Below are 24,300 nucleotides of genomic sequence, written 5' to 3' on the forward strand. Positions count from 1 at the left end.
TAGCCCAGAACGGCCTCCCACGGCGACGCTTGTCTCAGTCAACCTTGGAGGTCAGCGATGACGACGACCACGAACGAGCACCCAGTCAGCGACATCGGCGCAGACGGCCGGGTATCGGAGGACCTGGTGGCGGCCTACCGCGAGCACGGTTTCGTCCGAGTACGCGGCGTCCTCGAACCCGACCGGATCGAGCGCTTCCGAGCCGGCGCGGCGGCGTTCCTGGAGGCCCATCGCGCGGAGAGCCTGGAGCGGCAGGGCGTCTTCAGCCAGCTCGTCAACGTCTGGCAACGCGACCGCACGCTGCGGGAGCTCACGTTCGACCGCCGGCTCGGCCGGATCGCCGAACAGCTCGCCGGCTTCCCGCTCCGGCTCTGGCACGACCAGATGCTGGTCAAGGAGCCGCACAACAACGCCGCCACGGAGTTCCACCAGGACCGCCCGTACTGGCCGCACACGGGTGACCGGCTCCCGCTGTCGGCGTGGATCGCGCTGGTCGACGTCCCGCCGGAGCGGGGCTGCATGACCTTCCTGCCCGGCACCCAGGACCGCACCGGCCTGCGCCCGCAGGACCTCCACCAGGAGGAGGACCTGTTCGAGATGGACCCGTCGCTCCGCTGGATCCCCCGCGTCACCGTGCCCCTCCGGGCCGGCGACTGCACCTTCCACAGCGGCTACACCGGCCACATGGCGCTGCCCAACCGCACGGACCAGGCCCGGTTCGCACACGTCATCATCTACATGGACGAGGCGACCCGCTACGGCGGAACCGGTCACGTCGTGACCGATCCCCTCGAACTCACCACGGGCGACCGGCTGGACGGCGACACTTTCCCGCGCCCCTGGGCCGAGTAGCCCGGCCGGCAGCGCTCCAGGCGGATCGAGCGGTGCGCTGGCCACGACTCTGCTGGTGATGCGCGCGGAAGAGCGTAGATCGGTCATCCGCGTCACCGGGCGGGTCGCCGCCGGTCAGCCCTTCACCAGCGGCGTGCTGCAGGAGGCGCGGATCGCCGACGACGGAGCCGCGTACTGGCCCTGGTCCCAGCGTGATCAGGTAGCGAGGGCCGTGGCGACGGTCACGGTGCTGCCGGGCACGCTGCTCATCCGGCCGATGGTCGCGGGCGGAGCGGTCGCGGGGAGGCCGGTCAGGCTGGGGCTGTCGCTCAAGCCGGATCAGGCCCCTTACGACCTGCAACGAGGGGAACGGGTGCAACTCATCCACATCCCCGGCCGCAGGAGCGGCGCCGACGGGCCGGTAGTGGTCGCGGAGGAGGCGGTGATCGACAGCGTGAGCTACAGATCCGGCTCAGCCGATCAGGCCACGGTCATCGTCGACAGTATCGTGGCGCCCATGGTCGCGGCCCACGCCGTCAGCGGCGAAATCGCCATCGCCGCCATACGCGCCCAACCCTGACAACGGAGAGTGGCGGCGAGGCATGACCCGGCGTCGACCGGGTCACCGAGCGCTTCACTCGGTGCGGCCCGGCGAACCGCCTGTGGCACCTGTGGCCTCTGTGGCGCCTGTGGCGACAACCGCCCAGCCCGCCGCCATCGTGGCGCCCACGAGCAGAGCTAGCGCACCCAGTGTCTGTCCATCGGGATGAATCAGCGCCTGGCCACGCACCGCCTGCCACGTCACCAGGACGATCAGACCCGCGTACGCCACGGCGGCCACGATCATCAGACCCACCCGGGTCCGTTCGTCCCGCAGCCGGGCGACCCGGCCGGTCAGGAACGCGAGCACCAGCGCCACGACCAGCATGACCTGCAACCCATGCAGCCCGACGAAGTGCGGGATACGCAGGTCGCCGCCGACCGTGCTCCAGCCGGTCAACGGCAGCCCGGGACCGCCGTCCGGAACGCCCACGTTGTGCTGAGCACCCAAGGGGATCGCATGCCCGGCCGCGTCCACGGCCGTCCACACCTCGCTGGACCGTGCCGGAATCCAGAACCCGAGGCCGATTCCCACGATCACGAAAGCCAGCCCCGCCCGAATCGCCCAGGTGAGCACCCTATCGCCGACCCGTTGAAAGATCAGCAGCCCGGCGAGAACGAAGTTCGCCAGCATGAGCAGTTGCACGCCCACACCGAAGATCAACGAGATGCCGTCGGTGAACGGGTCGTCCGCCTGGTTGAAATGGCTGAACGTGCCGCGCGCCGCCTGGACCACGACGACGCCGACGTCGACCATGCCGGTCACGGCCAGCAGCGTCGCCATCCACCAGGTCCAGCGGCCGGCCCGGTGCGGCAGGGTCAGCAACCAGGCCAGGGTGAGGCCGTACACGATGAACGACACGGCGAACTTCAGCGGCTTCCCCCAGACCGGCGCGCCCAGCAGGACCCGGTCGTCGACCACCATGCCCACGGCCGAGACGACCAGCAGCAGCACCATGGAGGCGACCATCAGCAGCAGCGGGCGGTGCAGGCGCGGGACCGCCGTACGAACGGGTTCGAGGACCTCGGACATCGGCACGGCCTTTCGAAGCGGAAGCCGCAGTGGAGGAACAGCCCCAACGGTAAGAATCGGTGTGCTTCCGCCCCACCCCGGTGACCCCCCAACCCCAAGAACGGCCGGCCCTCCCACGGGCGGTAGGGCCAGCCGTACCAAAGACCCATGTGCCGGCTGTGCGGGCTCTCGCCGGGCGAGGAGCGAGACGGCGACCCCGGAGTGATGGGAGGCTTGGACGGTGCGTACCTGGTTCGAGCCCGAAGAGGCCGAGGAGTTCGAGGCCGCCAAGGACCTGCTGATCCGGCGGTGTGTCACCTGGGCGGAGGAGCATGGGCATCCGGTCGATGGCCTGCTGCTGTCCGCCGCCGTCGACGCGCGGCACGAGAGCCGTGACGGCCGGCTGGCGTACTGGGACGGTAGGGGCATCAGGTTCTTCCTGCTGCGGTACGTGCCGTACAAGGTGACGGCCTCGCGGGAGGAGCTCGACCTCGCCCCGGAGGTGCTGCGCACGTACCTGCGCTATTTCGACGTGACGGGCCTGCGCGACCCGCGCGGCGCCACGCTCGCGGAAGCGGAGGAGATCATCGATGGGGCGCGGGCGGAGTACGCCGCCGCGCTCGACGATCCCACGCTGCGGGGGGTGGCGACGTTCTGGGCGTACACGGCTCTCGATCAGGGCGTCGATCTCACCGTTCCTGGGGCGTTCGAGCGGTTCAGGCGCGATCTCGACGCCGGACGCGTTCCGTATGACGAGCAGGTGCTCGACAAGATCATGCAGAACCGCTTCGTGAACGGCGGCATCGATGAGGAACGCGCCTTCCCCCAGCCGCCTGTCTCCCTGCCACCCGCCACCGCGCTGACGGAGGCCGCCGCGCGCAGCCGGACCGTCCAGCGGCTCATCACGCTGGCCGATTGGGTGGGCAAAGACGGCCGCGCCCTCACCGACGCGGGCAACCTCCGCGTCGCCGACGCCTTCGAGGTGTCGGCCCTGCTGGGCACCGGCGAGGACCGGCTGCGCGTCCGCAGCGCCACCGATCTGCCGCAGCTCAACCTGCTGCTCGCCTGGGCCAGGAAGCTGCGCCTGACCCGCACCGCCAAGGGCCGGCTCCTCCGCGTGGCCAAAGCGGCACCCCTGCTGCGCGACCCGGAGGCGCTGTGGCGGCGCGCGTTCGAGGTGCTGCCGGAGCTGGGCCGGGAGGTCACCGTGCCCGTCGCGACGTGGCGGCCAGAACCCATCCTGGCCGAGGTCTTCGACGAGATCCTGCCGGACGTGCTCAACACCATGTACGGGCTGGACGAGATGCCGATGGTCCGGCTCGAAGAGACGGTGTGGCTGGCCTGCCAGGAGCACTTCGTTCTCGATCAGGAGGACGAACGCCTGCGCGATCTCTGGCGTCGCGAGGCCGCCCGGGACCTGGGGCGCATGTTCGAGGTCTTGTCCGACCTCGGGGCCGTGGAGCTCACCCGCGGCCCCGCCGACCCCCTCTACGCGAGCGACCTCGACCACGACGACCAGCCCTTGCCGCCGGACGCGGTCGAACGCCTGCGCGCCGCCCTCGCCGAGCCTGAGCTCGTGCTGGCCCGCCTCACCCCGCTCGGCGTGCGCGGCGTCCGAGACCGCCTCCTCACCGAGGGCCGCGACGCTCCCCTCATCGGCGAACTGGCCACCGCCCCGCCGGCCGGGCTGCTGGGGGTGCTCGCCCAGCACTATCCGCCGGAGGACGCCGTCGCGGAGCTCCAGGGGTGGCTGGCCCGGCCGGGGCAGGACGTCGAGATGTTGCTGCAGGCCGTGCGGGACTGCCCGTTCCGTACGCGGGCGGGGGCGATGCTGCGCGTGCTGGCCGACGCCCTTCCCGAACGGCGGCTGCCGCATGCCCTACGCCACGACCCGGTCCTCGGGCCCACTGTGTGGACGCAGCTCATCGAGGCCGGAGAGATGAGCCACGGGTCGTTGAGTGAGCGGGAGAACCTGCTGGTGGGGGCCGAGAACTTCCTGTCGGTGCTGGAGCTCGCGGGGCCGATGGGGCTGGTGGAGCAGCTCAAGAGGATGGGGGGCGGGGACGCGTCCGAGTTCTTGGAGGCGATCCTGGCGTCGGGGCACCCTGATGTCGTGGGCTTGCGGGAGCTGCGTGGGCTGGTGGCCGAGCCGCTCCGCAAGACCGCTCGACACCCGCTCCGCCTCGTCCCCACCCGGCCACCAGGAGCCCGGGGCCGCCGGAAGAAGCGCAAACACTGACCTCGCTCCTTGACCCGCGCGACATGGCTCGGAGCGTTCTACGCGTTCGGGTCCCAGCCTGCGAGCAGTTCCATCGGCTCGGTGTCGCCGGTGGTCCCCAGGCCGTCGAGCGGGCGGCGCTCATAGAAGTAGAGGACCAGTTCGCTCGCCGCACCTCGCATCGCCATGTCGCCCGGCTCCGCGTCGGCGGCGAGGTCGTCGCAGCGGACGCCGTCGGCGTCGAGGGTCAGGCGCCAGGAGCGGCCCTCGGTCGCGTGCAGGTCGATGGTCGCCGGCTTGAACGGCCAGGGGACGGACGTCGCCGCGACGGTCGTCAGGAACTCGTCGACACCCTCGACCGCGACGTCCGCCGGCAGCGGCTGCGCTGCCCCCTGGGTGAGCTGGACGTCGTAGGTGTGGACGGCGATCTCCTGAATCTGGTGCCGGGCCACGGCCCCGCTGGTCTCCGGGGCCTGCGAGCGGCCCCACCAGGTCCAGCAGCCGCGATCCGGGCCGGCCGCACGCATCGCGTCGAGCATGAGCTCGGTCGACTCGGCGAGCCAGGCGTCCAGGGCTTCGCGATCGCGGGGCGCGGTCGGGGCACCCTTCGGGTCCGTCCTCGCCGGGGGCTCAGCGCCTGGGCCCGCCGCGACGATGGCGGCCTGGCGGCGACGGCCGTCACCGAGGTGCTGCGCCAGTTCGCGCAGCGTCCAGCCCGGGCAGGTCGGGACCTGGACGTCGAGGTCGGGGGCGGACGCGAGCGCGGCGCGGAACGCGGCCGAGCGGTCTTCGATCAGCCGCAGGACCTCGGGGAACTCCAAGATGTTTTGCACGTCGGTTGTGTATCACGCCGCTCCGGCTGCCACGTACCTGGCCGCGGTGGTACGCGCCACACCCTGGTGGTCATGAGCCCGGACCCGACCGGCAAGGGCCGCGTGTCATCGTCAACGGGCGCTGTCCGGGGCGGCTGGTGGTGGTGTCGAATTCGGGTGCGGGGCCTGGTTCGTGACGGCCTCATGGCGCTTTCCGGTGGGCTGGCGTGGTGGGCGCTCCGGGTGGGGCAGTGGCTCCGGGCCGGTGCCGGAACGGGGCGAGGGTGGCGCGGACGATGTCGGCGGCGCCCCAGTCAGGATCAAATTGGGCGATCACGGCCAGGTGCTGGCGTAGTTGAAGGATCGGCATGCGTTCGCGCCAGTCGCGATCGAGTCCGGTCAGCTCGGCGTACAGCTCGAAGAACACGTGCGCCTCGGGTGGCGGTGCCGTCGTCCACAGGTGGGCCAGGTCGACTTCGGCCCATGTGTACGACACGGCCGGGTCGATGAGCGCGGGCCGCCCGTCGGGGGTGGCCATGACGTTCAGCGCCCACAGGTCGCCGTGTGTCAGGCACGCGGGCTTGGCCGGCAGCAGTTCGGGCAGCCGGCCGCACAGCCGCTCGAGTGCCGCTCGGTCCGCGGCGTCGAGCGCTTCCCGGACGCGACGTTCGCCGAGCCAGCGCAGCAGGCGATGCTGGGCGAAGAACTCGTGCCCGTCGTCGTTCCAGGTGTTGACCTGCCGGCGACGGCCTAGCCAGTTGTCGCGGTGCCAGCCGAAGCGGGGGTTGGGCGTGGTGGTGTGCAGGTGGGCGAGTGCATGGGCGAGCTGCTCCCAGAAGGACCCGGTTTCCGGCCGGGGCTGCAGCGTGGACAGCACGAGCAGGTCGCGGTCCGCCAGAATGATCTCGGGAGTGGCGACGCCGCCTGCGTCACGCAGTACGGTGAGCCCTTCGGCCTCCGCGGCGAAGACGTCGCTCGAGGGCGGCTCGCCGAACGCCTTGACGAACACCGATGTGCCGTCACCGCGGCGCGCGAGCCCCGCGGTCGCGGCGAGGCCTCCGGTGACCGGCTCGACCGCGGCGATGTCGGTCAAGCCCACCGCGTGCAGGCGTTCGAGCAAGAAGGACGTGGGCATGAAGTCATCCTGCCTGGTTCGTGGCCGACGATGTTGAGCACGCCGTTGGCGTCCTTGTCCAGCGCCGCGGCGACGGCCATAGCCGTGTCGTCGGCGTGAGTGAAGGAGAACACCGCGGTCCCACCACTGAAGATCGGCACCTTGCCCGCTCGGACCTGGCGTACGAACGAACCTCCCGCGACGTTCACCCGGAGGCGACCACGCGCGGGGAAGGGACGGGCGCCGTCGAACGCCTCGCGCAGGCTGCCCTCGTTGTCGAGCTCGGCCCTGACCTGACGACCTCGGCCCCGAGCGCGGCCAGCTCCCTGGCCCGCGCCGAACCCGGGTTCCGGGTCAGGGCTCGCGCGGCGAACCGCCCGCCGCGGCCGTCGAGGATCGCGCGGACCAGCCCGCCTCCTTGCGCTCCGGTCGCGCCCACCACGGCGATGATCTGCTGCTCGCTCACAGAAACGGTCCCTCATGTGTTCAGGTTGATGTATCAACCGCCGACTTCGAGGTCCTGGTCCGGCTCAAGGAGTCGGAGCGGCGGGAGACGCCCGTCGCGGAGGTGGCCGCCGCGACCCAGTGGGAGAAGAGCCGCATTGTGATCACCCTCCCGCGCCAGGGCCTGGCCGTCACAGCCGCCCAGTCCGGCGACCTGGCCGAGCCGGAAGAAGTGCTCGCCGCCGACATCGTCCGCTGAGTTCGATCGCTGTTGCGGCGATCTGTCACAAATCACGACGCCGTCCGGTCTTTCAGGTGACGTAACTGAAGGAGCATCATGTACGCGTCAGAGAGCAGAATCGCCACGTCCGTCCTGGTCATCGGGACCGGAGGGGCCGGGCTGCGGGCGGCCATCGAACTCGCCGAGCGCGGGGTGGACGTCCTCGCGGTCGGCAAACGACCGAAGGCGGACGCACACACGTCGCTCGCGGCAGGCGGCATCAACGCGGCCCTCGCCACGATGGACCCCGAGGACACCTGGCAGCAGCACGCGGCCGACACCCTCAAGGAGAGTTACCTGCTGGCCAACCCCGAGACGGTGCGCATCGTCACCGAGGGGGCCGCGCGTGGCATCGAGGACCTCGTGCGGTACGGCATGCCGTTCGCACGCGAGCAGGACGGGCGGATCTCCCAGCGCTTCTTCGGCGCCCACACCTTCCGGCGCACCTCGTACGCGGGGGACTACACCGGACTCGAGATCCAGCGCACGCTGATCAACCGGGCGGCCCAGCTCGACGTCCGCGTCCTCGACACGGTGTACATCACGCGGATCCTCGTACGCGACAACGCGGTCTTCGGCGCGTACGGGTTCGACCTGAACGACGGCAGCCGCTACGTCATCCATGCCGATGCGGTGATCCTGGCCGCGGGCGGCCACACCCGGATCTGGCGGCGCACCTCCTCTCGGCGTGATGAGAACACCGGAGACTCCTTCCGCCTGGCCGTCCTGGCCGGAGGTCGCATCCGCGACCCCGAGCTGGTGCAGTTCCACCCCTCTGGTCTCATCGCGCCGGAGAACGCGGCGGGCACGCTCGTCTCCGAGGCGGCACGAGGCGAGGGCGGGGTCCTGCGCAACGGGCTCGGCGAGCGGTTCATGTCCCGGTATGACCCGGAGCGGATGGAGTTGTCGACGCGCGACCGGATCGCGCTGGCCGCGTACACAGAGATCAAGGAAGGCCGCGGGACCCCGGACGGCGGTGTGTGGCTGGACGTGTCACATCTGCCGCGCGAGACGATCATGACGCGGCTGCCTCGCGTCTACCAGACGCTCCTGGAATTGCAGATGCTCGACATCACCAAGAAGCCGATCGAGGTCGCGCCGACCGCGCACTACTCGATGGGCGGCGTCTGGGTACGCCCCGAGGACCACGGCACGGGCGTCGACGGCCTGTACGCGATCGGGGAGGCGGCCAGCGGCCTGCACGGCGCCAACCGCCTGGGCGGCAACTCCCTCATCGAGCTCCTCGTCTTCGGCCGCATCGTCGGTCAGGCGGCGGCGGAGTATTCCGCGGGTCTCGACGCGCAGCGCCGCTCTGCCGAGGCGCTCGCCGCGGCGCGCGAGGAAGTGGACGAGCTCCTGTCCGCCGACGGCCCGGAGAACGTGCGCTCGCTGCAGCGAGCGCTCCGCGACATCATGACGGAGCACGCCGGAGTGGTACGCGACGAGGACGGCCTGCGCAAAGGCCTCGCCGAGCTGGCCGCGGTCGAAGCGCGCATCAGCGGGATGGGCGTGCACCCGGACATCGCCGGCTTCCAGGACCTGGCCCACGCCTTCGACCTGAAGTCCGCGGTGCTCGCCGCGCGCGCGACCATCGAAACCGCGATCGAGCGCCGCGAGACCCGCGGCTGCCACAACCGCTCCGACTACCCGGAACTCGACCCCGCGCTGCAGGTCAACCTCGTGTGGTCCGGCCCCGGATCGGTGGAGCGGGAGAGCATCCCGCCGATTCCAGCCGAGCTCGCGGCACTCATGCGCGAGGTCTCAACCGAGGGAAAACTCGTTGAATAGCCGGATCTGTCACAAAAGCCGAGGCTGCCCTGTCTTGGCTGGCGATCGGATCACGAGGGCGCGGGAGCCCGCGGGTCGGGGTCCGGACAGCCCTGATCGAGCCGATGCCGGCCGACTACATCCCATGGAGGAGACATGAGCACCTCGAACGGTGAGAACGAGTTCCTGTACGAGCTCCACATCGAGATCGAGGAGGAGCTGATCATCGCCGAGGCCAGCCACGCGGAGGACGAGGTGGGGCAGCCGGTCACCGAGTGGCTGTACGACCCGACGGACGTCGAGCGCGAGAAGATCGCTCTGCGGGGGCTGCGCGACGCGGTCGAGGTGCTGGAGGACGGCGCGCGGCCGGGTGACGACGTTGCCTGAGCCGCGGATCGGCACGCTTGGCAGCCTGCGTGAGCATCTGCAGTGGGCGATCGAGCTGGAGCATGCGACGTTGCCGCCGTACTTGACGGCGTTGTATTCGCTGGATCCGGAGCGTAATGCGGCGGCTGTGGAGGTGGTGAGCGGCGTCTTCGTGGAGGAGATGCTGCATCTGGCGCTGGCGGCGAATCTGCTCAACGCCGTTGGTGGTAGGCCGCGTCTGGACATGCCGGAGATGTTGCCTTCGCATCCGCGCAAGCTGCCTCACGGTGATCTGGAGGTGTCGCTGGTGCCGTTCGGTGCGGAGGCGCTGGAGATGTTTCTGCGCCTGGAACAGCCCGCGCCGCCCGACGCACCACCGGAGGACGACGATTACGAGACCATCGGACAGTTCTACGCCGCGATCGAGCAGGGGTTGCGCTACTTGTGCGAAACGCTCGGCGAGAAGGAGGTGTTCTGCGGCGACCCGGCCCGGCAGGTGAGCGGCACCCACTTCCGCCACACCGCCGGATCGCTGTTCGCCGTCAAGGATCTGGAGTCCGCGCTCGGCGCGCTGAAGGAGATCGTCGAGCAGGGGGAGGGCAACGCCCGCGGCGAGGTCTGGGACGGTGATCAGGACGTCCTCCACCCCGAACGGGAAGAGGTCGCCCACTACTACCGCTTTCAGGAGCTCAAGCTCGGCCGCCGCTACCAGCGGGGCGACACCCCGAGAACCGGCCCGACCGGCGAGAAGGTCGGTGTCGACCCGGACGGCGTGCTGCCGATGACACCCAACCCACGGCCCGCCGAGCCGGGAAGTGCCGTACGGGCGGCGCAGGATCTGTTCGACACCACCTACAGCACCCTGCTGAACCTGCTGGAGCAGGCATTCAACGGCGACCCGAAGAGGCTCACGGACGCCACCCGCACCATGTTCACGCTCAGAGCCCAGGCGCGGGCCCTGATGGCGCTGCCCGGCGGCGCCGGTCCCACCTTCGCCTACGTGCCTCGCGAAGCACGTATATAGGTTGGATGCCTAGTGTCTTCAAGTCGTGACGGATAGCGCTCGGCGCGCGGGCAAAGAGGTGGGGTACACACCCGCAGAACAGGAGCGGCGCGGCCGTCTACGGCTGTAAGCGCTGCTGTCCAAGGGGTCGGTCCCGAAGGAGAAGCTGTCGGCCCAGCAGTGAGAGCGGCTGGAGGCCGAGCTGCGGCGCGGTCCGCTGGCCTTGGGGATACGAAGAGAACCAGCGCTGGACCCTGACCCGAGTCAAGACGCTGATCGGCCGGCTGTTCCATATCGGCTACCCCATTGAGGGGGCGAGCTGCTGCATCGTCACGGCTGGTCGGTTCAGGTCACGGCGCGGCGGGCTCTGGAGCGAGATGAGGAGGCCATCGTTGCCTGGAAGGAGCAGGTGCGGCATATGGTAAAGCACCGCGGCGGACCTGGGCGCCTACGTGTGTTTCGAGGACGAGCCCGGGCGAGGCCTGAGGCCGCCGAATGGACGCACCTGAGCGCCGGTGGGGCCCGTCCGGTGACGGTTCGTGGTAGGGGCTCCGGCCGGGTCAACTGGCCGGCCAGCTCCCTGCCTGCCTCGTCCGGATCATCAAACGCAAGATGAAGAAGGTGCCTGGCCGAGCTGCCTGTCGATGGCCAGTCGATGTGTGGAGCGATTCGATCAGGGCGGGCGAAACGCCAACGAACTACGCCGCCTGCACGTGCGGCAGGAGAACTTCACCCCCAACCATCCCACCACTTGCAGCAAAGTCGAACGCTTCCAGCAGACCACGAAGAATCGGCTCCGCGCGCAGCCCGGCCAACCGGCCACCCCGGCCGACCTGCAGGCGCTTCTCGACCGCTTCTGCGACGTCTGCACCACCACCGCCCGCACCGATCCCTGCCGCACCGCGCCACCCCGGCAGCCATCTACGCCGCCTCGCCCAAGGCCCTGCCCGCCCGCAGCCACGACGCCGAGCTGACCACCGACCCCACCCGCGACTACCAGCCTCAGGTAAACCCCAACAATTGGAGTTCCCCCGAATGGGACCCTGGCGACGGCGACGACGGATACCGCACCCCCCGCAACAACCAGACCCAGAACAAGGCGTTCAACGACGCGATCAAGGACGCCGAGCAGCAGATCGGCCGTTCACTCACGAAGGCGGAGCGCAGGCGTGTGCACAACGCGATAACCAAGAAGGGTACGGCTACCACGAGATCGTGGACGAGGTCATCGGAATGTTCGGCGACGGCAACTGCTGACCACCGTCGAGACGCGCCCATCCGCCCCACCTGGAGCCCACAGGATTGCCCACCCAAAGTGCAGCGCCAGTGCCAGAGCCGTTCGGAGGGCCACTCTGTTTTCCGATCCGCCTCAGTATCATGATCGTCTGGAGGAACGTCTCCGCACTCTCCTGGGGCTGCACGCGATCGGCGTCGGGCGGGCGCTGAACATGGGGATCATCGAATTCAATCCGGCACCACCGGACGCGTTGACAGACGACAGGTGGAGCGCCTTCGCGCTCCACCTCCAGTTCCCCTTCCGAATCACCTACCAGAGCCGAGTGATCCTCGGCTCCGCAGATCTCGCCTGGCGCGAAAGCGACGTCTGCGACACCGGCAAGCCCGACAGCGAACGAACCATGTACGACTTCATAACGGACCGCCTCGATGTCACCTTCGCGGAACTACAACCCACCGTAACCACGGTGCGCATATCCCCCTTCGGCGACCTCCGCGTCGAACTGGCCCAGGAATTCACCGTGGAGGCATTCCCCGTCAGCTCCGGCCGCGCCGAGGCATGGCGTTTCCTACAAAGAAACGGCGAACACGTAGTGTTTCCACCCGAAGAGCCAGCCCACGGCCAATGAACTTCTCCCCAGGGTCCGACATACCACCGCAAACGCAGGACATCGACGCGACTCAAGCAGAACGAACCGTCCTGTCACCCCACCTTTCACAACAGCCAACACCGTCCGACTGTGCTCTTGCTCGTCGTCCTTCCCAGTGCGCCGCGCGCCCCGGAAGGGTGGCAAGGTCAAGATCAAGTCGTCGTACAAGTGGAAGTAGCGCATGTTCAACGTGTACCTGCGCCTGGTCGCCGATGACGGTGACCCGGAATCGGTGACTCAGGCGCTCGGTGTCGCACCCGATGAGTCCACCCGGCACGGCCGCCCGTCCCCTAAGACGGGCAGGCCGTACGGGTTCAGTTCATGGACCCTCGCACTCGGCCGGCAGGTGGGGTCGGACCAGTTGGAGGAGGTGTTCGGCAGGCTGACGGCGTGGGGCGACCGGGGTGCGCAAACGCTGCGCGATCTCGTCGGCGACCGGGGGGAGGCGACGTTGATCGTGGTGCAGGAGTTCCGCGACGCTGAGGAGCCCCGGGAGAAGGGCATCTCGATGGGCGCAGACCTCATCGGCTGGCTGGCGGCGGCGCGGGCCGGTGTCGAGGTCGATCAATACCTCATGCTTCCGCCGGAGTGAGCTTGATCGACACGCCCGGATTCACCACCTGACCTGGGAAATGCCTCCAAGATCATCCCTTGCATGTCCCCTGATCATGGTCTTACGGCCGCATGCGAGCACCGTCGGCTGCCTATCAAGGTCCGGAAAGCAAAAGACCTGCGGCTGTAAAACCGCAGATCAGGGGGCCATAAATGGCGATCTAGGTGAGTGCCCCCGGCAGGATTCGAGCCTGCAGCACCCGCTTTAGGAGAGCTCGAGCCGTATCCAGTCCAACATGTCGGCTGATGGGCGATATCTGATTGCCACTCACCGTGTATTGGCGCCTCGGCAAGACCTCCCGTCGTCTATCGCTCGACGGGCGTTTGGCCTGGTCGAAATGATACTCGCGGCCGGAGTCTTGCAAGACGTTCCCGCTCTGCAGGTGCGGATGCTCCTGTGAGTTCCAGATCTGGTGAACTCCTCGCCGACGCCAGATGGGATGAGCACGGTAGGCATGAGTACCTCGTCGCGGACGGGATGGTTCTGCGGCGCAGACGGCCCCGGTTCCTCCGCTGCTCGGCGTCCGAGTAGCTTGTCGATGTTGCGGCGTTCGCGTTTGGTGGGATGGCCTGCGCCACGAGCCGGTACGGCGACCGTCACGGCCTCCTCGCGGGGAGGAGGTAGTGGGGTCTTGTCGACGTAGCACTTGGCGGCCACGGCGGCGCCCACGCGCTTGGTGATGATTGGGAGACGACCACGATGCGTTCGCGCCCGTCATGCCCGGAACTGGACCTCGTCACCGGCCTGGACGACGTGCGGGCTTGACCCGCACGTCGTAGACCTGGATGTGCTCGCCCCGGCAGGCGTTGGACGCGATCGAGCGCACTTGATCAGTCGCACTGCCCAGATCCAGCTGTCCATCCGAGCGCTCGGCTCACCTGTCGCTCGGATTCTGTACTGAGTGGACGCGACATCGTGTGAGAGGTGCAACGGGGGACGGGTTCGCCTGCGGCGGCGACGAAGGCATTTCCGGATGACAGCTCGTGCAATGTCTGACTCGGCTCGTCAATGTGACTCATGTCACAGGTCATCGTCCATCTGGTAAGGGCGGTTTTTACAGGCCGGTTGACGTGGAGTGCGCCTCGCTATGAATCGCATAAGCGACATTCCGTAACATTTGCAGCGAACTTGCACGTGTTGACCATGCGGTGATTGTCGATCACGATCCAGGCTGATCGTCTTTATCAAATCCTTACGGCGCGGTGTGGCCCTGTTCCCGGGGCCTGCGTCAGCGTGCCTTGAAGAGGTGGCGACATGCAGGTCTGGCGGCGGTTACGGACGATGGTGCTGGTCATCGCGGTGGCGATGGCGGTGGTGATCTCCGGGTTGGGGGTGCCGGACAATCTTGTGGTCCCCGCGGCTGCGTCGGTGTCCGGGCCGGATCCTGAGACCTCGGTGGAGGGCCGGCCGGTGGCGAAGGCGAAGGTGGCCGAGGGGGCTGAGGAGTCCCAGCCGAAGGTCGAACGCAAGGATCCGGTGTGGCCGAAGCCTGGGACGGCACAGGTGGATCCCGGCGAGAAGGCGGTCGCGGCGGGCGCGCTGCCGGTACGGCTCTCCGAGGTCAAAGGCGCGGCCGAGGTCGGCGCGGTGAAGGTGGAGACGCTGCCCGCCGACACCGTGCAGAAGCTGGGCGGGATAGGCATCGCCGCCCGGCTGACCGGCGACAGCGCTGGAAAGGTGCGAGCGGAGTTCTCGTATGCGAGTTTCCGCGATGCCTACGGCGGCAACTTCGCCACCCGCCTGCAGCTGCTGCGGCTGCCGGCGTGTGCGCTGACGACGCCGCGCCCGCGCGATTGCGTCGTACGCCCGCAGCCGGTCAAGGCGCACAACGACGTCAAGACCGGCACGCTGACGGCCGACCTTGACACCGACCCGGCCACCGGCAAGGCAGCGGCGCTGACGCTGCCGAAGAGCCAGAGCGGCAAGGACGTCAAGACGGCCGATGCCCGCGCCGGGCAGGCGTTCACGTCCGGGTCGGTGTACGTGCTGGCGGCCGGGATGACCGGCCCGGACGGCAACTTCGGCGCCACCGACCTCAAGCCGTCCGGCACCTGGCAGGCCGGCACGTCCGGCGGCGGCTTCTCCTACGACTACCCGCTGCCGGAGGCGCCGTCACCGGTCGGTAACGGGCCGAACCTGTCACTGCAGTACGACGCCTCGTCGGTGGACGGCGAGGGCCACTGGACCAACAACCAGTCCGGCGTGACCGGGATCGGCTGGAATGTGTCGGCCGGGTTCATCGAGCGCAAGTACCGCCGGTGCACCGCCTGGACCGAGTACGACCCGGACACCGCCGCGCTGATCTGGCACGCCGACGAGAACGGCCCCTATGGTTCGGCGGTCTGCTGGGAGTCGCCCGACGAGTTGGCCACCGACGTCACCAAGGACTACACCCAGTCGGAGCTGGTGCTGAACCTGGCCGGCCGGTCGGCCTCGATCGTCAAGGACCGCACCAGCGGGTTGTGGAAGACGGTGCCGGACTTCGGCTGGAAGATCGAGCAGCTCACCGGCGGCGCGGACGGCATGGAGTACTGGAAGGTCACCTCCTCCGACGGGCAGGTGCACCGCTTCGGCTACAACAAGGACGCGCAGTGGCAGTTGCAGTACGTGGGCAACCAGCGTGCCGAGCCGTGCGCGGACCGGTACTTCAACGACATGATCCCGCCGACCTGCACTGGTGTGTGGCGGTGGAACCTGGATCAGTCGATCGACGCCAACGAGAACGTCATCGACTACACCTATGAGCGCGAGACCAACTACTTCTGCATGCCCGACTGTGTCTCCGAGGTCTACGTGCCGCTGCCCTACGATCGGGGCGGTTTCCTCAAGCAGATCAGCTACGGCCACAACACCCAGGTGTCCGGCAGCACGCCGACCTCGCGGATGACGTTCACCACCTCCGACCGCGGGGGCCTGGACGTTCCGACCGACCTGACCTGCGGCCCGACCTGCGCCACCAACGACGCGGTCGCGTTCTACTCCACCCGCAAGCTCGACTCGATCCTCACCGAGTCCAAGAACCCTGCCTCCGGCGCGTGGGAGCCGGACACCCGCACCGACTTGCGCTACCGGTGGATCTACACCCGCACCGACTTCGGCCCCGCCTACGACCCGGTGCTGTGGCTCGACAGCGTGCAGCAGACCGGCCTGGCCGGCACGAGCTCGCAGAAGCTGCCGCCGGTCAGCTTCGACGCCGCCATGGTCGCGGGCCGGATGGACTACGACAACTGGTCGGACTGGACCGACTTCCTGTCCTGGCGCATGGTGCCCCGCGTCACGGGGATCGGCAACGGCATGGGCGGCCGGATCGAGGTCACCTACGGCCAGGCCGACCCGTGCGGTGGCGGCAAGGGCCGCGACGGCACCAACTACCTGCCCGACGCCACCGGCGACTGCTACCGCGTCGACTACGACTACAACGAGGAGACCGGCTACGAGAGCTGGGGCCGCTTCTTCAAACAACTGGCCATGAAGGTGACCGAACGCGACCTGGTCGGCAGCTCGCCCGACATGGTCACCAGCTACGACTACCTCGGCGCCCCGCGCTGGACCAACCCGGTGAACTTCGCCCAGCCCGACCTCTCACCCGGCGGCAGCGACTGGCGCGGCTACAGCACTGTCCGCACCACCCGAGGCTCCGGCAGCGACCCCAACGGCTACACCGTCACCTCCGACACCTTCTACCGAGGCATCGACGGCGCCACCATCACCACCTTCGAAGGCACCACCGCCACCGACTCCCGCGCCCTGCAAGGCCAGCTCCTCCAAGAGCAGACCTGGAAACTGACCGCCACCGACCCACGCGCCTACACCGAAGCCGAATCAACCCGCTACGAATACCAGATCGCCTCCACCGGCACCGGCCCCGGCGTCCTGGACCCGGCCTTCGTGCACCGCACCCGCGAACGCACCCGCGAACTGGTCACCGGCGGCACCTGGCGCTGGAGCGACCAGCGCACCGCCTACAACACCGACGGCCAGCCCACCACGGTCAACGACTACGGCGACACCGCCGTCACCACCGACAACACCTGCACCAGCACCACCTACGCCCGCAACCCGGCCAACGGCATCACCGGCCTGCCCTCCACGGTGGAGAAACGCTCCGGCGACAGCTGCACCTCAGGGACGCTGATCGGCAGGACCATCACCCTGTACGACGGCGGCACCGACCCGGCCACCAACACCCCGTCCGACGGCAACATCACCGAGACCCGCTCCTACGCCGGCGCCACGTCGATCTCGGTCACCAAGAACACCTTCGACGACTACGGCCGCCCGCTGACCGCCACCGACCCGATGGGCAAGGTCACCACCACGACCTACATCCCGGCCGTCGGCTGGCCGCACCAGGGCGCCAAGGTCACCAACCCCCTCGGCCACGCGGTCACCACGTACTCCTCGCATCGCAACGGCCTGCCCACGAAGGTCGTGGACGCCAACGGCAAGACCACCGAGATCGACTACGACGCCCTCGGCCGTGCCGCCGCCCTGTGGGAGCCTGACCAGCCGAAGGCCAACGGCGCGGCAACCGCGACCGTCGCCTACGACATCCCCTTCGACGGCAACCTCGGCCAGCCCACCGCCCCGGCCAAAACCACCCTGCGCCGTCTCCTGCGCGGTACCACCTACCTCACCTCGTACAGCTATGACGACGGGCTCGGCCGCACCAGGGAAGAGCAGACCGCCTCTCCGGCCGGCGGCCGGATTGTCACGGTCACCGCCTACGACGCGCGCGGCCTGACCGCCGCCACCTCCCAGCCCGTGCACAACGGCGCCGCCCCCGGCAGCGGCCTGCTCAACCCGGCCCTGACCACACTGCCGTCGTGGACCAAGACCGTCTACGACAGCATGGAGCGCCCGGCCGCGGTCATCGACTATCAGCAGGCCACCGAATACCGCCGCACCACCACCGCGTACCCGGGCCTGGACCGGATCGAGGTCACTCCGCCCGGCGGCGGCAAGACCGTCACCGTCTCTGACGTCTACGACCGTACGGTCAGGACCGAGGAATGGAAGGACGGCTCCACCCACCACGACACCACCTACATCTACAACGCAGCCGGCGGCCTCACCAAGCTCACCGACGCTGCCGGCAACGTCCGGACCTTCACCTACGACTGGCTCGGCCGCCGCACCGCCGCCACCGATCCGGACGCCGGCTCGGCGACCTACGGCTACGATGCCGCCGGCAGGCAGGTGTGGAGCATCGACGGCAACGGAACCAAGGTCTCCTTGGTCTACGACGACTTGGGACGCCGGAGCAGCCAGTGGGTCGGCGACCCGCAGACCGGCACCAAGCTGGCCGAATGGACCTACGACAGCATCGCCAAGGGTAGCCCCGCCACAGCGGTCCGCCATGTCGGAGGCAGGACGTACACCGACGCGGTAGTCAGCTATGACAGCGCCTATCGGCCTACCGCCACCAAGGTGATCATCCCCGCCGCCGAAGGCGACCTGGCGGGCGAGTACACCTTCACCACCAAGTACGACTACGCCGGCAACCTCATCGAACAGGGCATGCCCGGCAAGGGCGACCTGTCCGCCGAAACTCTTACCCTGACCTACACCGACCTGGGCCTCGCCAAGAGCCTCACGTCGGACTACGGCGGCGGGACCACGTACGTCAAGGACATGGCCTACTCAGCCACCGCCCGGCTCAACGAGCGCTCCTACGGCGCCAACGCTCAGGTCAAACGCACCTTCTCCTGGGATGAGGGCACCGGCTGGCTCAACCGGCTCACCACCACGGCTGGAAGCCAGACCGCCCAGGACGACCGCTTCACCTACAACGCCACAGGCGAGATCGCTCGCGTTCTCGACGCTGCCTCGGTCACTGCCACCATGCCCGGCCAGGCCGAGTGCTTCCGCTACGACGGCCTGTCCAGACTCACCGCCGCGTACACCACGACGGCAGCTGACTGCACGGCTGGCGCCGACGGACAGGGCATCGAACCCTACAACCAGTCCTTCGCCTACGATGCCACCGGCAATCTGACCAGCGTCACCGACAACGGCGTCACCGCGACCTACACCTACCCGGCCGCCGGTGCCTCAGCCGTCCGTCCCAACGCCGTCAGCTCGATCGCCAGGCCCGGCCGCACCGACACCTACGGGTACGACAACGCCGGCCGGCTCGTCGCCCGCACCGTCGCGAATCAGCAGGCCACCTTCACCTGGGACGCTCTGGGCCAGCTGGACAAGGCCGTCGTCGAGGGCCGTGAGACGTCGATGGTTTACGATGCCGACGGCGAGCGGCTCATCCGTCGCGACCCCGACGGGACCGCGACGCTCTACCTGGGCTCCATGGAGATCCGTGCGACGGCTGCGGGCGCCAAGGCCACCCGCTATTACGCCGGTCCTGACGGGGCCGTCGTCGCCACTCGTACCGGAACCAGCCTGAAGTGGATGGCGTCCGGCCTGCACGGCTCGACGCAGCTCGCTGTCGACGACGCCTCCGGCCAGGTGTCCCGCGAACGCTACCTGCCCTTCGGGCAGCGTAGGGGCGAGGATGACCTGCCCTTCACCGACCGCGGTTTCCTCGGCAAGACCGAGGACGCCTCCACCGGGCTGGACTACCTGTCGGCCCGCTACTACGACCCCGCGATCGGCAGGTTCGTCTCCACCGATCCCCTGCTCGATCTCTCGAAACCGCAATGGCTCAATCCCTACTCCTACGCAGGTAACAATCCCGTCGGCTTGTCCGACCCGACCGGACTCAAGGTGATCGACGACGCCCGCCCGGCCGACCCGTGTGCCAAACCCAAGAGCACGGCCTGCAAGGTCAAGCGTAAGCAGGAGGCCGAGGCGCAGCTGCGGGCAGCGCAAGCCGACGTGGACCGCCAGCTGAACCTGCTGTTGTCCGCCATCATGGCGATCGCCAAGGTCGCTGCCGATGAGCTGGGCATCACCGCCGGCATCAAGTGCTTCAGCACCGGCGACCTGGGTGCCTGTGGCGAGACCGCGCTGAACGTCCTCGGCTCGCTGGCCGGCGGCTTGGCGGGCAAACTCGCGGCGAAGTACGGCCTGCCGTGGAAATGGAAGAAGGCGTACGAACTTGGCAAGAAGGTTTGGAAACACGCGGGTGACGCCATCGCCGCGTTCAAGAACTGGCTGAATGCCAAGGATCGGCTGAAGTTCGCCTCGAAGAAGGTGCAGGAGGCCACCGCCGCGCTCGGCCGCGCCTGTTCACGGCCTAAACGGGCGAACAGCTTCGTGCCCGGCACCCATGTGGTGATGGCTGACGGAAGCACCAAGCCGATCGAAAAGGTCCGGGTGGGAGATGAGGTGCTGGCGGCCGATCCCGGGACCGGTGCACGCGGCGTCAGGCGAGTCCAGGCCGTCATCGTGGGTGACGGCGCCAAGAACCTGGTCAAGGTCTCGGTCGACACCGACGGTGACCTGAGTACGGTCGAGGGCACCGTCGAGGCCACGGCCGAACACCCCTTCTGGGCGCAGGACCGCCGCGCCTGGCTGGAAGCAGGCGATCTGGAACGGGGAATGTGGCTGCTCACCAGCGGCCAGACCCGCGTCAGGGTCGTCGGCGTCACCAAGCGCACGGCGGGTGAGCAGCGTGTGCACAACCTCACGGTCGCCGGTCTGAACAGCTACCACGTCGTCGTGGGCGGGGTGGACGTGCTCGTCCACAACGAGGATGAGCGGCCCGGCGAGGACTGCGCGGCCACCGAGAGGGCCGCCGAGGAGGCCGCCGAGGAGAGCGTCGACTTCAACAAGGTGAAGGAGCGGCGTCTCGAGCAGGAGTTGCGAGAGCGGTACGATCTCGATCCACACGAGTTCAAGCGTGAAGAGCTCGGACGTGGCGCCAAGGTCTCGAGTTTCGACGTCTACAAGGGGTCGGACGGCTACTACTGGCTCATCAGCAAGGACGGCAAGGCCAAGATCAAGTCGGCGTACAAGTGGAAGTAGCGCATGTTCAACGTGTACCTGCGCCTGGTCGCCGATGACGGTGACCCGGAATCGGTGACTCAGGCGCTCGGTGTCGCACCCGATGAGTCCACCCGGCACGGCCGCCCGTCCCCTAGGACGGGCAGGCCGTACGGGTTCAGTTCATGGACCCTCGCACTCGGCCGGCAGGTGGGGTCGGACCAGTTGGAGGAGGTGTTCGGCAGGCTGACGGCGTGGGGCGACCGGGGTGCGCAAACGCTGCGCGATCTCGCCGGCGACCGGGGCTGGGAGGCGACGTTGATCGTGGTGCAGGAGTTCCGCGACGCTGAGGAGCCCCGGGAGAAGGGCATCTCGATGGGCGCGCACCTCATCGGCTGGCTGGCGGCGGCGCGGGCCGGTGTCGAGGTCGATCAATACCTCATGCTTTCGCCGGAGTGAGCTTGATCGGCACGCGCGATATCCACTGACGAGTGGCGGACGCTCGTGAGATCGCTGGGCGCGAGGCGTTGCTGTCCAAGAGGCATGGGAGGGTGATGTGCAAGCTGGATGATGCCCAGCTCGCGTATCTGGAGCAGGTTCTGTGGATGAAGGACGGATGGCATCCGGGTTGCCAGACCGGTGCTGGACATTAGCGCGGATCGCCGAGGTGGTCGAACCGCCTCTTCAAGGTCAGCTACACGGTGGACGGGGCCGTTACCTGCTGCGCTGAATCGGCTGTATCTGGCAGGCCCCGGCCCAGCGCGCCGCCGAACGGGACGAGCAGGCTCAGTTGGCGGCCAACGCTCAGGTACGCCGCCCGACAGCACCCTCGACGCTCGTCACCAGAAGATTTCCTGCATCATGCTGCCGTTCTGGTTGGCTCGCATAGCCACCCCGATCAGCCGCCATTCAGCCTCGTCGGGGGTACGGCCGAGTGTGTGATACTGGTAGTTGAGGATCATGAGAGTTGCGACATGCGTGCAGAGGTCGCAGCCGAAGAGCCTGACCCCGTCCTATCGGTGAGGGGTACGGCTACCACAAGATCCTGGACGAGGTCATCGGAATGTTCGGCAACGGCAACTGCTGACGACCGGCGAGACACGATCCCATCCGCCCCACCTGGAGCCCATAGGGTTGCCCACCCAAAGCGCAGCGCCAGCGCCAGAGCCGTTCGGAGGACTACCCTGTTTCCCGACCCGCCTCATCATCATCCTTGTCTGGAGGAACGTCTCCGCACTCTGCTGGGGCTGCATGCGATCGGCGTCGGCCGGGCGCTGAACATGGGGATCATCGAATTCAATCCGGCACCACCGGACGCGTTGACAGACGACAGGTGGAGCGCCTTCGCGCTCCACCTCCAGTTCCCCTTCCGAATCACCTACCAGAGCCGAGTGATCCTCGGCTCCGCAGATCTCGCCTGGCGCGAAAGCGACGTCTGCGACACCGGCAAGCCCGACAGCGAACGAACCATGTACGACTTCATGGCGGACCGCGTCGACGCCACCTTCGCAGAACTACAACCCACCGTAACCACCGTGCGCATATCCCCCTTCGGCGACCTCCACGTCGAACTGGACCAGGATTTCACCGTGGAGGCGTTCTCCGTCAGCTCCGGCCGCGCCGAGGCATGGCGTTTCCTGCAAAGAAACGCCGAACACGTAGTCTTCCCACCCGAAGAGCCGACCCACGACCAGTAAACCTTTCCAGGCTCTGCGGCGAGTGCCCTGGTCACAGGATTGCGATGCCGTGGTTCGGCCGGTAACGGCAAGAAGCTCCTGGTAGAGGGGTTGATCCCACAATCCACACCGTCGTCACCAGGAGCTTCAGGTGCTTTTCTATCAGCGTGCCGCCGTCGATTTGTCGCATCAGACCCTGAACTACGTCGCCGGGGTGGTCCGCAGGCACCGAGAAGAACAGCTCACCCCGCTGGGCCTTGGCCGGCCGTCCCGCCGCCATCCGCTGTTTGATCAGGTGGATTTCCGCCTCCGACATGGTGCCCTTCAGCCCGAGCAGCAGCCGGTCGTTGTACTGAGCCGGATCATAGATCCCGTCGCTGTCGCCGAGCAGCGTCCCTGCCAACGCGCACAGCTCCATCAACTGATACCAGTCCCGGCCCGAGCGGACCAGCCTGGAGCCTCCACCCCGAGCACGATCCCCACATGCCCGAGCCCGACCTCGCTCACCAACTCGGCGAACCCCGGCCGTCCCTGCGCGCTCCTGTCGGGTGGCGGGGGTATCACTCCAGGTGTGTGAATGGTCACCAAACGTAGACGGAAGTCTGTAAAGATCATTCACCATCTCGGGGGAGAACACGATCATGTCCACGACACGGGGAAGAACCGCGCTGGCCGCGGCGGGGCAAGACCAGCGCGATGACGCATCGGCGCTGTTGGGGGCGGCTGCTCATCATGGCGGGGGAAATCCCCCCACCGTGACGGCGAGGTGCCGTTGCGGGACCTGCTCGGCGATCAGGTGCTGGACCTGCTGCTGGAGCGCTCCCGCGACGGGGCGGGCGGGCTGCGGCTGACCGGTGAGGGTTCGATGCTCGGCGAGTTGGTCAAGGCGGTGCTGGAACGCGCGCTGGAGGCCGAGCTGTCGTCCCATCTGGGCTATGGCAAGCACGAGGTGGCCGGCCACGGGAGCGGCAACTCCCGCAACGGCAGGATCGGCAAGACGGTGCAGACCGGGGTGGGGCCGGTCCGGCTGGCCGTGCCCCGGGACCGGGCCGGCACCTTCGAGCCGGTGCTGGTGCCCAAGCGGGCCGGCCGTGTCTCCGGCGGCCTGGACGACCTGATCATCAGCCTGTACGCGCACGGCATGAGCGTGCGTGACATCCAGCACCACCTGCGCCAGATCTACGACACCGACCTCAGTCACGAGGCCATCTCCAACATCACCGACGCCGTGCTGGAAGAGGTCCGCACCTGGCAAGCCCGGCCGCTGGAGGCCGTCTACCCGGTGGTGTTCCTGGACGCCATCGTGGTCAAGGTCCGCGACAACCACAGCGTCCAGGCCAAACCCGCCTACCTTGTCGTCGGCATCGACGCCGACGGCGACAAGCACGTGCTGGGCATCTGGCTGGCCAAGACCCCGCTCGATGCCGCCACCGCCGCCGAATCGGCCCGGTTTTGGAGTGCGGTGATGAACGACCTGCGCAACCGGGGCGTGCGCGACATCCTCATCGCCTGCACCGACGCCCTGGCCGACTTCTCCGCCTCCACCTGGGGCCAGCGGTATCCGCAGGCGGCCCGCGTGTTCGAGACCGCCTGGGACCGCTTCATCCCGTTCTTCGCCTTCTCCCCGGCGGTACGCAAGCTGCTCTACACCACCAACAGCATCGAGTCCCTGAACTACCAGCTGCGCAAGGTCACCAAGGCCCGCGGGCACTTCCCCGGCGACGACGCCGTGGTCAAGCTGCTGTGGCTGGCCATCATCAACATCGAGGACAAACGCGCCCGCGAACGCGCCGT

At 68.3% G+C, this 24,300-nt stretch carries 19 protein-coding genes and 1 pseudogene; 14 read left to right on the forward strand and 6 right to left on the reverse strand.

Translation table 11 applies throughout. From position 1 onward, the window contains the following. Positions 1-57 precede the first annotated feature (57 nt). Both AB0C28_RS42835 and AB0C28_RS42840 read left to right on the forward strand, forming a co-directional pair. Entirely contained in the window at positions 58-852 is a 795-nt protein-coding gene (locus AB0C28_RS42835; RefSeq protein ID WP_358081461.1) for a phytanoyl-CoA dioxygenase family protein, read from the forward strand. Between the two features lie 58 nt (positions 853-910). Then, positions 911-1,411, forward strand: coding sequence for a hypothetical protein (locus AB0C28_RS42840; protein ID WP_358081463.1), 501 nt, complete (start codon positions 911-913; stop codon positions 1,409-1,411). A gap of 54 nt (positions 1,412-1,465) precedes the next feature. Here AB0C28_RS42840 and AB0C28_RS42845 read toward each other — a convergent pair whose 3' ends face one another. Next, positions 1,466-2,464: a hypothetical protein gene (locus tag AB0C28_RS42845; RefSeq protein ID WP_358081465.1), complete on the reverse strand. Its 999-nt coding sequence runs from the start codon at positions 2,462-2,464 to the stop codon at positions 1,466-1,468. Between the two features lie 220 nt (positions 2,465-2,684). On the opposite strand from AB0C28_RS42845, the gene AB0C28_RS42850 reads away from it, so the two are divergent. Next, positions 2,685-4,682, forward strand: a complete 1,998-nt coding sequence (locus tag AB0C28_RS42850; protein ID WP_358081467.1) for a hypothetical protein — start codon at positions 2,685-2,687, stop codon at positions 4,680-4,682. A 38-nt stretch (positions 4,683-4,720) separates the two neighbouring features. On the opposite strand, the gene AB0C28_RS42855 is transcribed toward AB0C28_RS42850, so the two are convergent. The 3 genes from AB0C28_RS42855 to AB0C28_RS42865 form a co-directional block, all read right to left on the reverse strand. Then, a complete protein-coding gene (locus AB0C28_RS42855; RefSeq protein WP_358081470.1) occupies positions 4,721-5,494 on the reverse strand; it encodes a maleylpyruvate isomerase family mycothiol-dependent enzyme in 774 nt (257 codons plus the stop codon). 181 nt (positions 5,495-5,675) lie between these two features. Continuing rightward, positions 5,676-6,608, reverse strand: a complete 933-nt coding sequence (locus AB0C28_RS42860) for a fructosamine kinase family protein (protein WP_358081472.1) — start codon at positions 6,606-6,608, stop codon at positions 5,676-5,678. 184 nt (positions 6,609-6,792) lie between these two features. After that, positions 6,793-7,053 carry an NmrA family NAD(P)-binding protein gene (locus AB0C28_RS42865; RefSeq protein ID WP_358081475.1) on the reverse strand — a complete coding sequence of 87 codons (261 nt, stop codon included), beginning with the start codon at positions 7,051-7,053 and terminating at the stop codon, positions 6,793-6,795. Positions 7,054-7,368: 315 nt separating this feature from the next. Here AB0C28_RS42865 and AB0C28_RS42870 point away from each other — a divergent pair, with 315 nt between their 5' ends. From AB0C28_RS42870 to AB0C28_RS42910, 9 genes are all read left to right on the forward strand, one after another. Next, entirely contained in the window at positions 7,369-9,099 is a 1,731-nt protein-coding gene (locus tag AB0C28_RS42870) for an FAD-dependent oxidoreductase (RefSeq protein ID WP_358081477.1), read from the forward strand. Between the two features lie 135 nt (positions 9,100-9,234). Continuing rightward, positions 9,235-9,465 carry a hypothetical protein gene (locus AB0C28_RS42875; RefSeq protein WP_358081480.1) on the forward strand — a complete coding sequence of 77 codons (231 nt, stop codon included), beginning with the start codon at positions 9,235-9,237 and terminating at the stop codon, positions 9,463-9,465. Further along, entirely contained in the window at positions 9,458-10,468 is a 1,011-nt protein-coding gene (locus AB0C28_RS42880) for a ferritin-like protein (RefSeq protein ID WP_358081482.1), read from the forward strand. Before AB0C28_RS42875 ends, AB0C28_RS42880 begins: the two co-directional genes overlap by 8 nt. Positions 10,469-10,769: 301 nt before the next feature. Further along, the gene (locus AB0C28_RS42885) at positions 10,770-11,063 is read left to right on the forward strand and encodes a winged helix-turn-helix domain-containing protein (RefSeq protein ID WP_358081513.1); all 294 of its coding nucleotides are present in this window, start codon (positions 10,770-10,772) and stop codon (positions 11,061-11,063) included. 43 nt (positions 11,064-11,106) lie between these two features. Next, a complete protein-coding gene (locus tag AB0C28_RS42890) occupies positions 11,107-11,421 on the forward strand; it encodes a hypothetical protein (protein WP_358081485.1) in 315 nt (104 codons plus the stop codon). A gap of 474 nt (positions 11,422-11,895) precedes the next feature. Continuing rightward, positions 11,896-12,312: a hypothetical protein gene (locus tag AB0C28_RS42895; RefSeq protein ID WP_358081487.1), complete on the forward strand. Its 417-nt coding sequence runs from the start codon at positions 11,896-11,898 to the stop codon at positions 12,310-12,312. Between the two features lie 202 nt (positions 12,313-12,514). Beyond that, entirely contained in the window at positions 12,515-12,925 is a 411-nt protein-coding gene (locus tag AB0C28_RS42900; RefSeq protein WP_358081490.1) for a DUF4279 domain-containing protein, read from the forward strand. A 1,275-nt stretch (positions 12,926-14,200) separates the two neighbouring features. Beyond that, a complete protein-coding gene (locus AB0C28_RS42905; protein WP_358081493.1) occupies positions 14,201-20,872 on the forward strand; it encodes an RHS repeat-associated core domain-containing protein in 6,672 nt (2,223 codons plus the stop codon). Between the two features lie 3 nt (positions 20,873-20,875). Then, complete coding sequence (locus tag AB0C28_RS42910; RefSeq protein ID WP_358081496.1) at positions 20,876-21,289, forward strand: DUF4279 domain-containing protein; 414 nt, start codon at positions 20,876-20,878, stop codon at positions 21,287-21,289. 380 nt (positions 21,290-21,669) lie between these two features. Here the strand turns inward: AB0C28_RS42910 and AB0C28_RS42915 are convergent, their stop codons facing one another. Continuing rightward, complete coding sequence (locus tag AB0C28_RS42915) at positions 21,670-21,792, reverse strand: hypothetical protein (protein ID WP_358081499.1); 123 nt, start codon at positions 21,790-21,792, stop codon at positions 21,670-21,672. 318 nt (positions 21,793-22,110) lie between these two features. Here AB0C28_RS42915 and AB0C28_RS42920 point away from each other — a divergent pair, with 318 nt between their 5' ends. After that, positions 22,111-22,527, forward strand: a complete 417-nt coding sequence (locus AB0C28_RS42920) for a hypothetical protein (RefSeq protein WP_358081502.1) — start codon at positions 22,111-22,113, stop codon at positions 22,525-22,527. Between the two features lie 31 nt (positions 22,528-22,558). On the opposite strand, the gene AB0C28_RS42925 is transcribed toward AB0C28_RS42920, so the two are convergent. After that, positions 22,559-22,924, reverse strand: a complete 366-nt coding sequence (locus tag AB0C28_RS42925) for a hypothetical protein (protein ID WP_358081505.1) — start codon at positions 22,922-22,924, stop codon at positions 22,559-22,561. Positions 22,925-23,341: 417 nt separating this feature from the next. On the opposite strand from AB0C28_RS42925, the pseudogene AB0C28_RS42930 reads away from it, so the two are divergent. Further along, positions 23,342-24,300 (forward strand): annotated as a pseudogene (locus AB0C28_RS42930) (IS256 family transposase); the annotation flags it as partial.

The sequence above is a fragment of the Nonomuraea sp. NPDC048892 genome, from assembly GCF_040649735.1.
Taxonomy (GTDB): Bacteria; Actinomycetota; Actinomycetes; order Streptosporangiales; family Streptosporangiaceae; genus Nonomuraea; species Nonomuraea maheshkhaliensis.

Excerpts from the sequence above, each read along its gene's own strand:
- AB0C28_RS42860 (WP_358081472.1), bottom strand. The coding sequence starts at position 6,608 with ATGCCCACGTCCTTCTTGCTCGAACGCCTGCACGCGGTGGGCTTGACC.
- AB0C28_RS42900 (WP_358081490.1), top strand. The coding sequence starts at position 12,515 with ATGTTCAACGTGTACCTGCGCCTGGTCGCCGATGACGGTGACCCGGAA.
- AB0C28_RS42895 (WP_358081487.1), top strand. The coding sequence starts at position 11,896 with ATGGGGATCATCGAATTCAATCCGGCACCACCGGACGCGTTGACAGAC.
- AB0C28_RS42905 (WP_358081493.1), top strand. The coding sequence starts at position 14,201 with ATGCAGGTCTGGCGGCGGTTACGGACGATGGTGCTGGTCATCGCGGTG.
- AB0C28_RS42910 (WP_358081496.1), top strand. The coding sequence starts at position 20,876 with ATGTTCAACGTGTACCTGCGCCTGGTCGCCGATGACGGTGACCCGGAA.
- AB0C28_RS42915 (WP_358081499.1), bottom strand. The coding sequence starts at position 21,792 with ATGATCCTCAACTACCAGTATCACACACTCGGCCGTACCCCCGACGAG.
- AB0C28_RS42920 (WP_358081502.1), top strand. The coding sequence starts at position 22,111 with ATGGGGATCATCGAATTCAATCCGGCACCACCGGACGCGTTGACAGAC.
- AB0C28_RS42840 (WP_358081463.1), top strand. The coding sequence starts at position 911 with ATGCGCGCGGAAGAGCGTAGATCGGTCATCCGCGTCACCGGGCGGGTC.
- AB0C28_RS42835 (WP_358081461.1), top strand. The coding sequence starts at position 58 with ATGACGACGACCACGAACGAGCACCCAGTCAGCGACATCGGCGCAGAC.
- AB0C28_RS42925 (WP_358081505.1), bottom strand. The coding sequence starts at position 22,924 with ATGGAGCTGTGCGCGTTGGCAGGGACGCTGCTCGGCGACAGCGACGGG.
- AB0C28_RS42875 (WP_358081480.1), top strand. The coding sequence starts at position 9,235 with ATGAGCACCTCGAACGGTGAGAACGAGTTCCTGTACGAGCTCCACATC.
- AB0C28_RS42845 (WP_358081465.1), bottom strand. The coding sequence starts at position 2,464 with ATGTCCGAGGTCCTCGAACCCGTTCGTACGGCGGTCCCGCGCCTGCAC.
- AB0C28_RS42870 (WP_358081477.1), top strand. The coding sequence starts at position 7,369 with ATGTACGCGTCAGAGAGCAGAATCGCCACGTCCGTCCTGGTCATCGGG.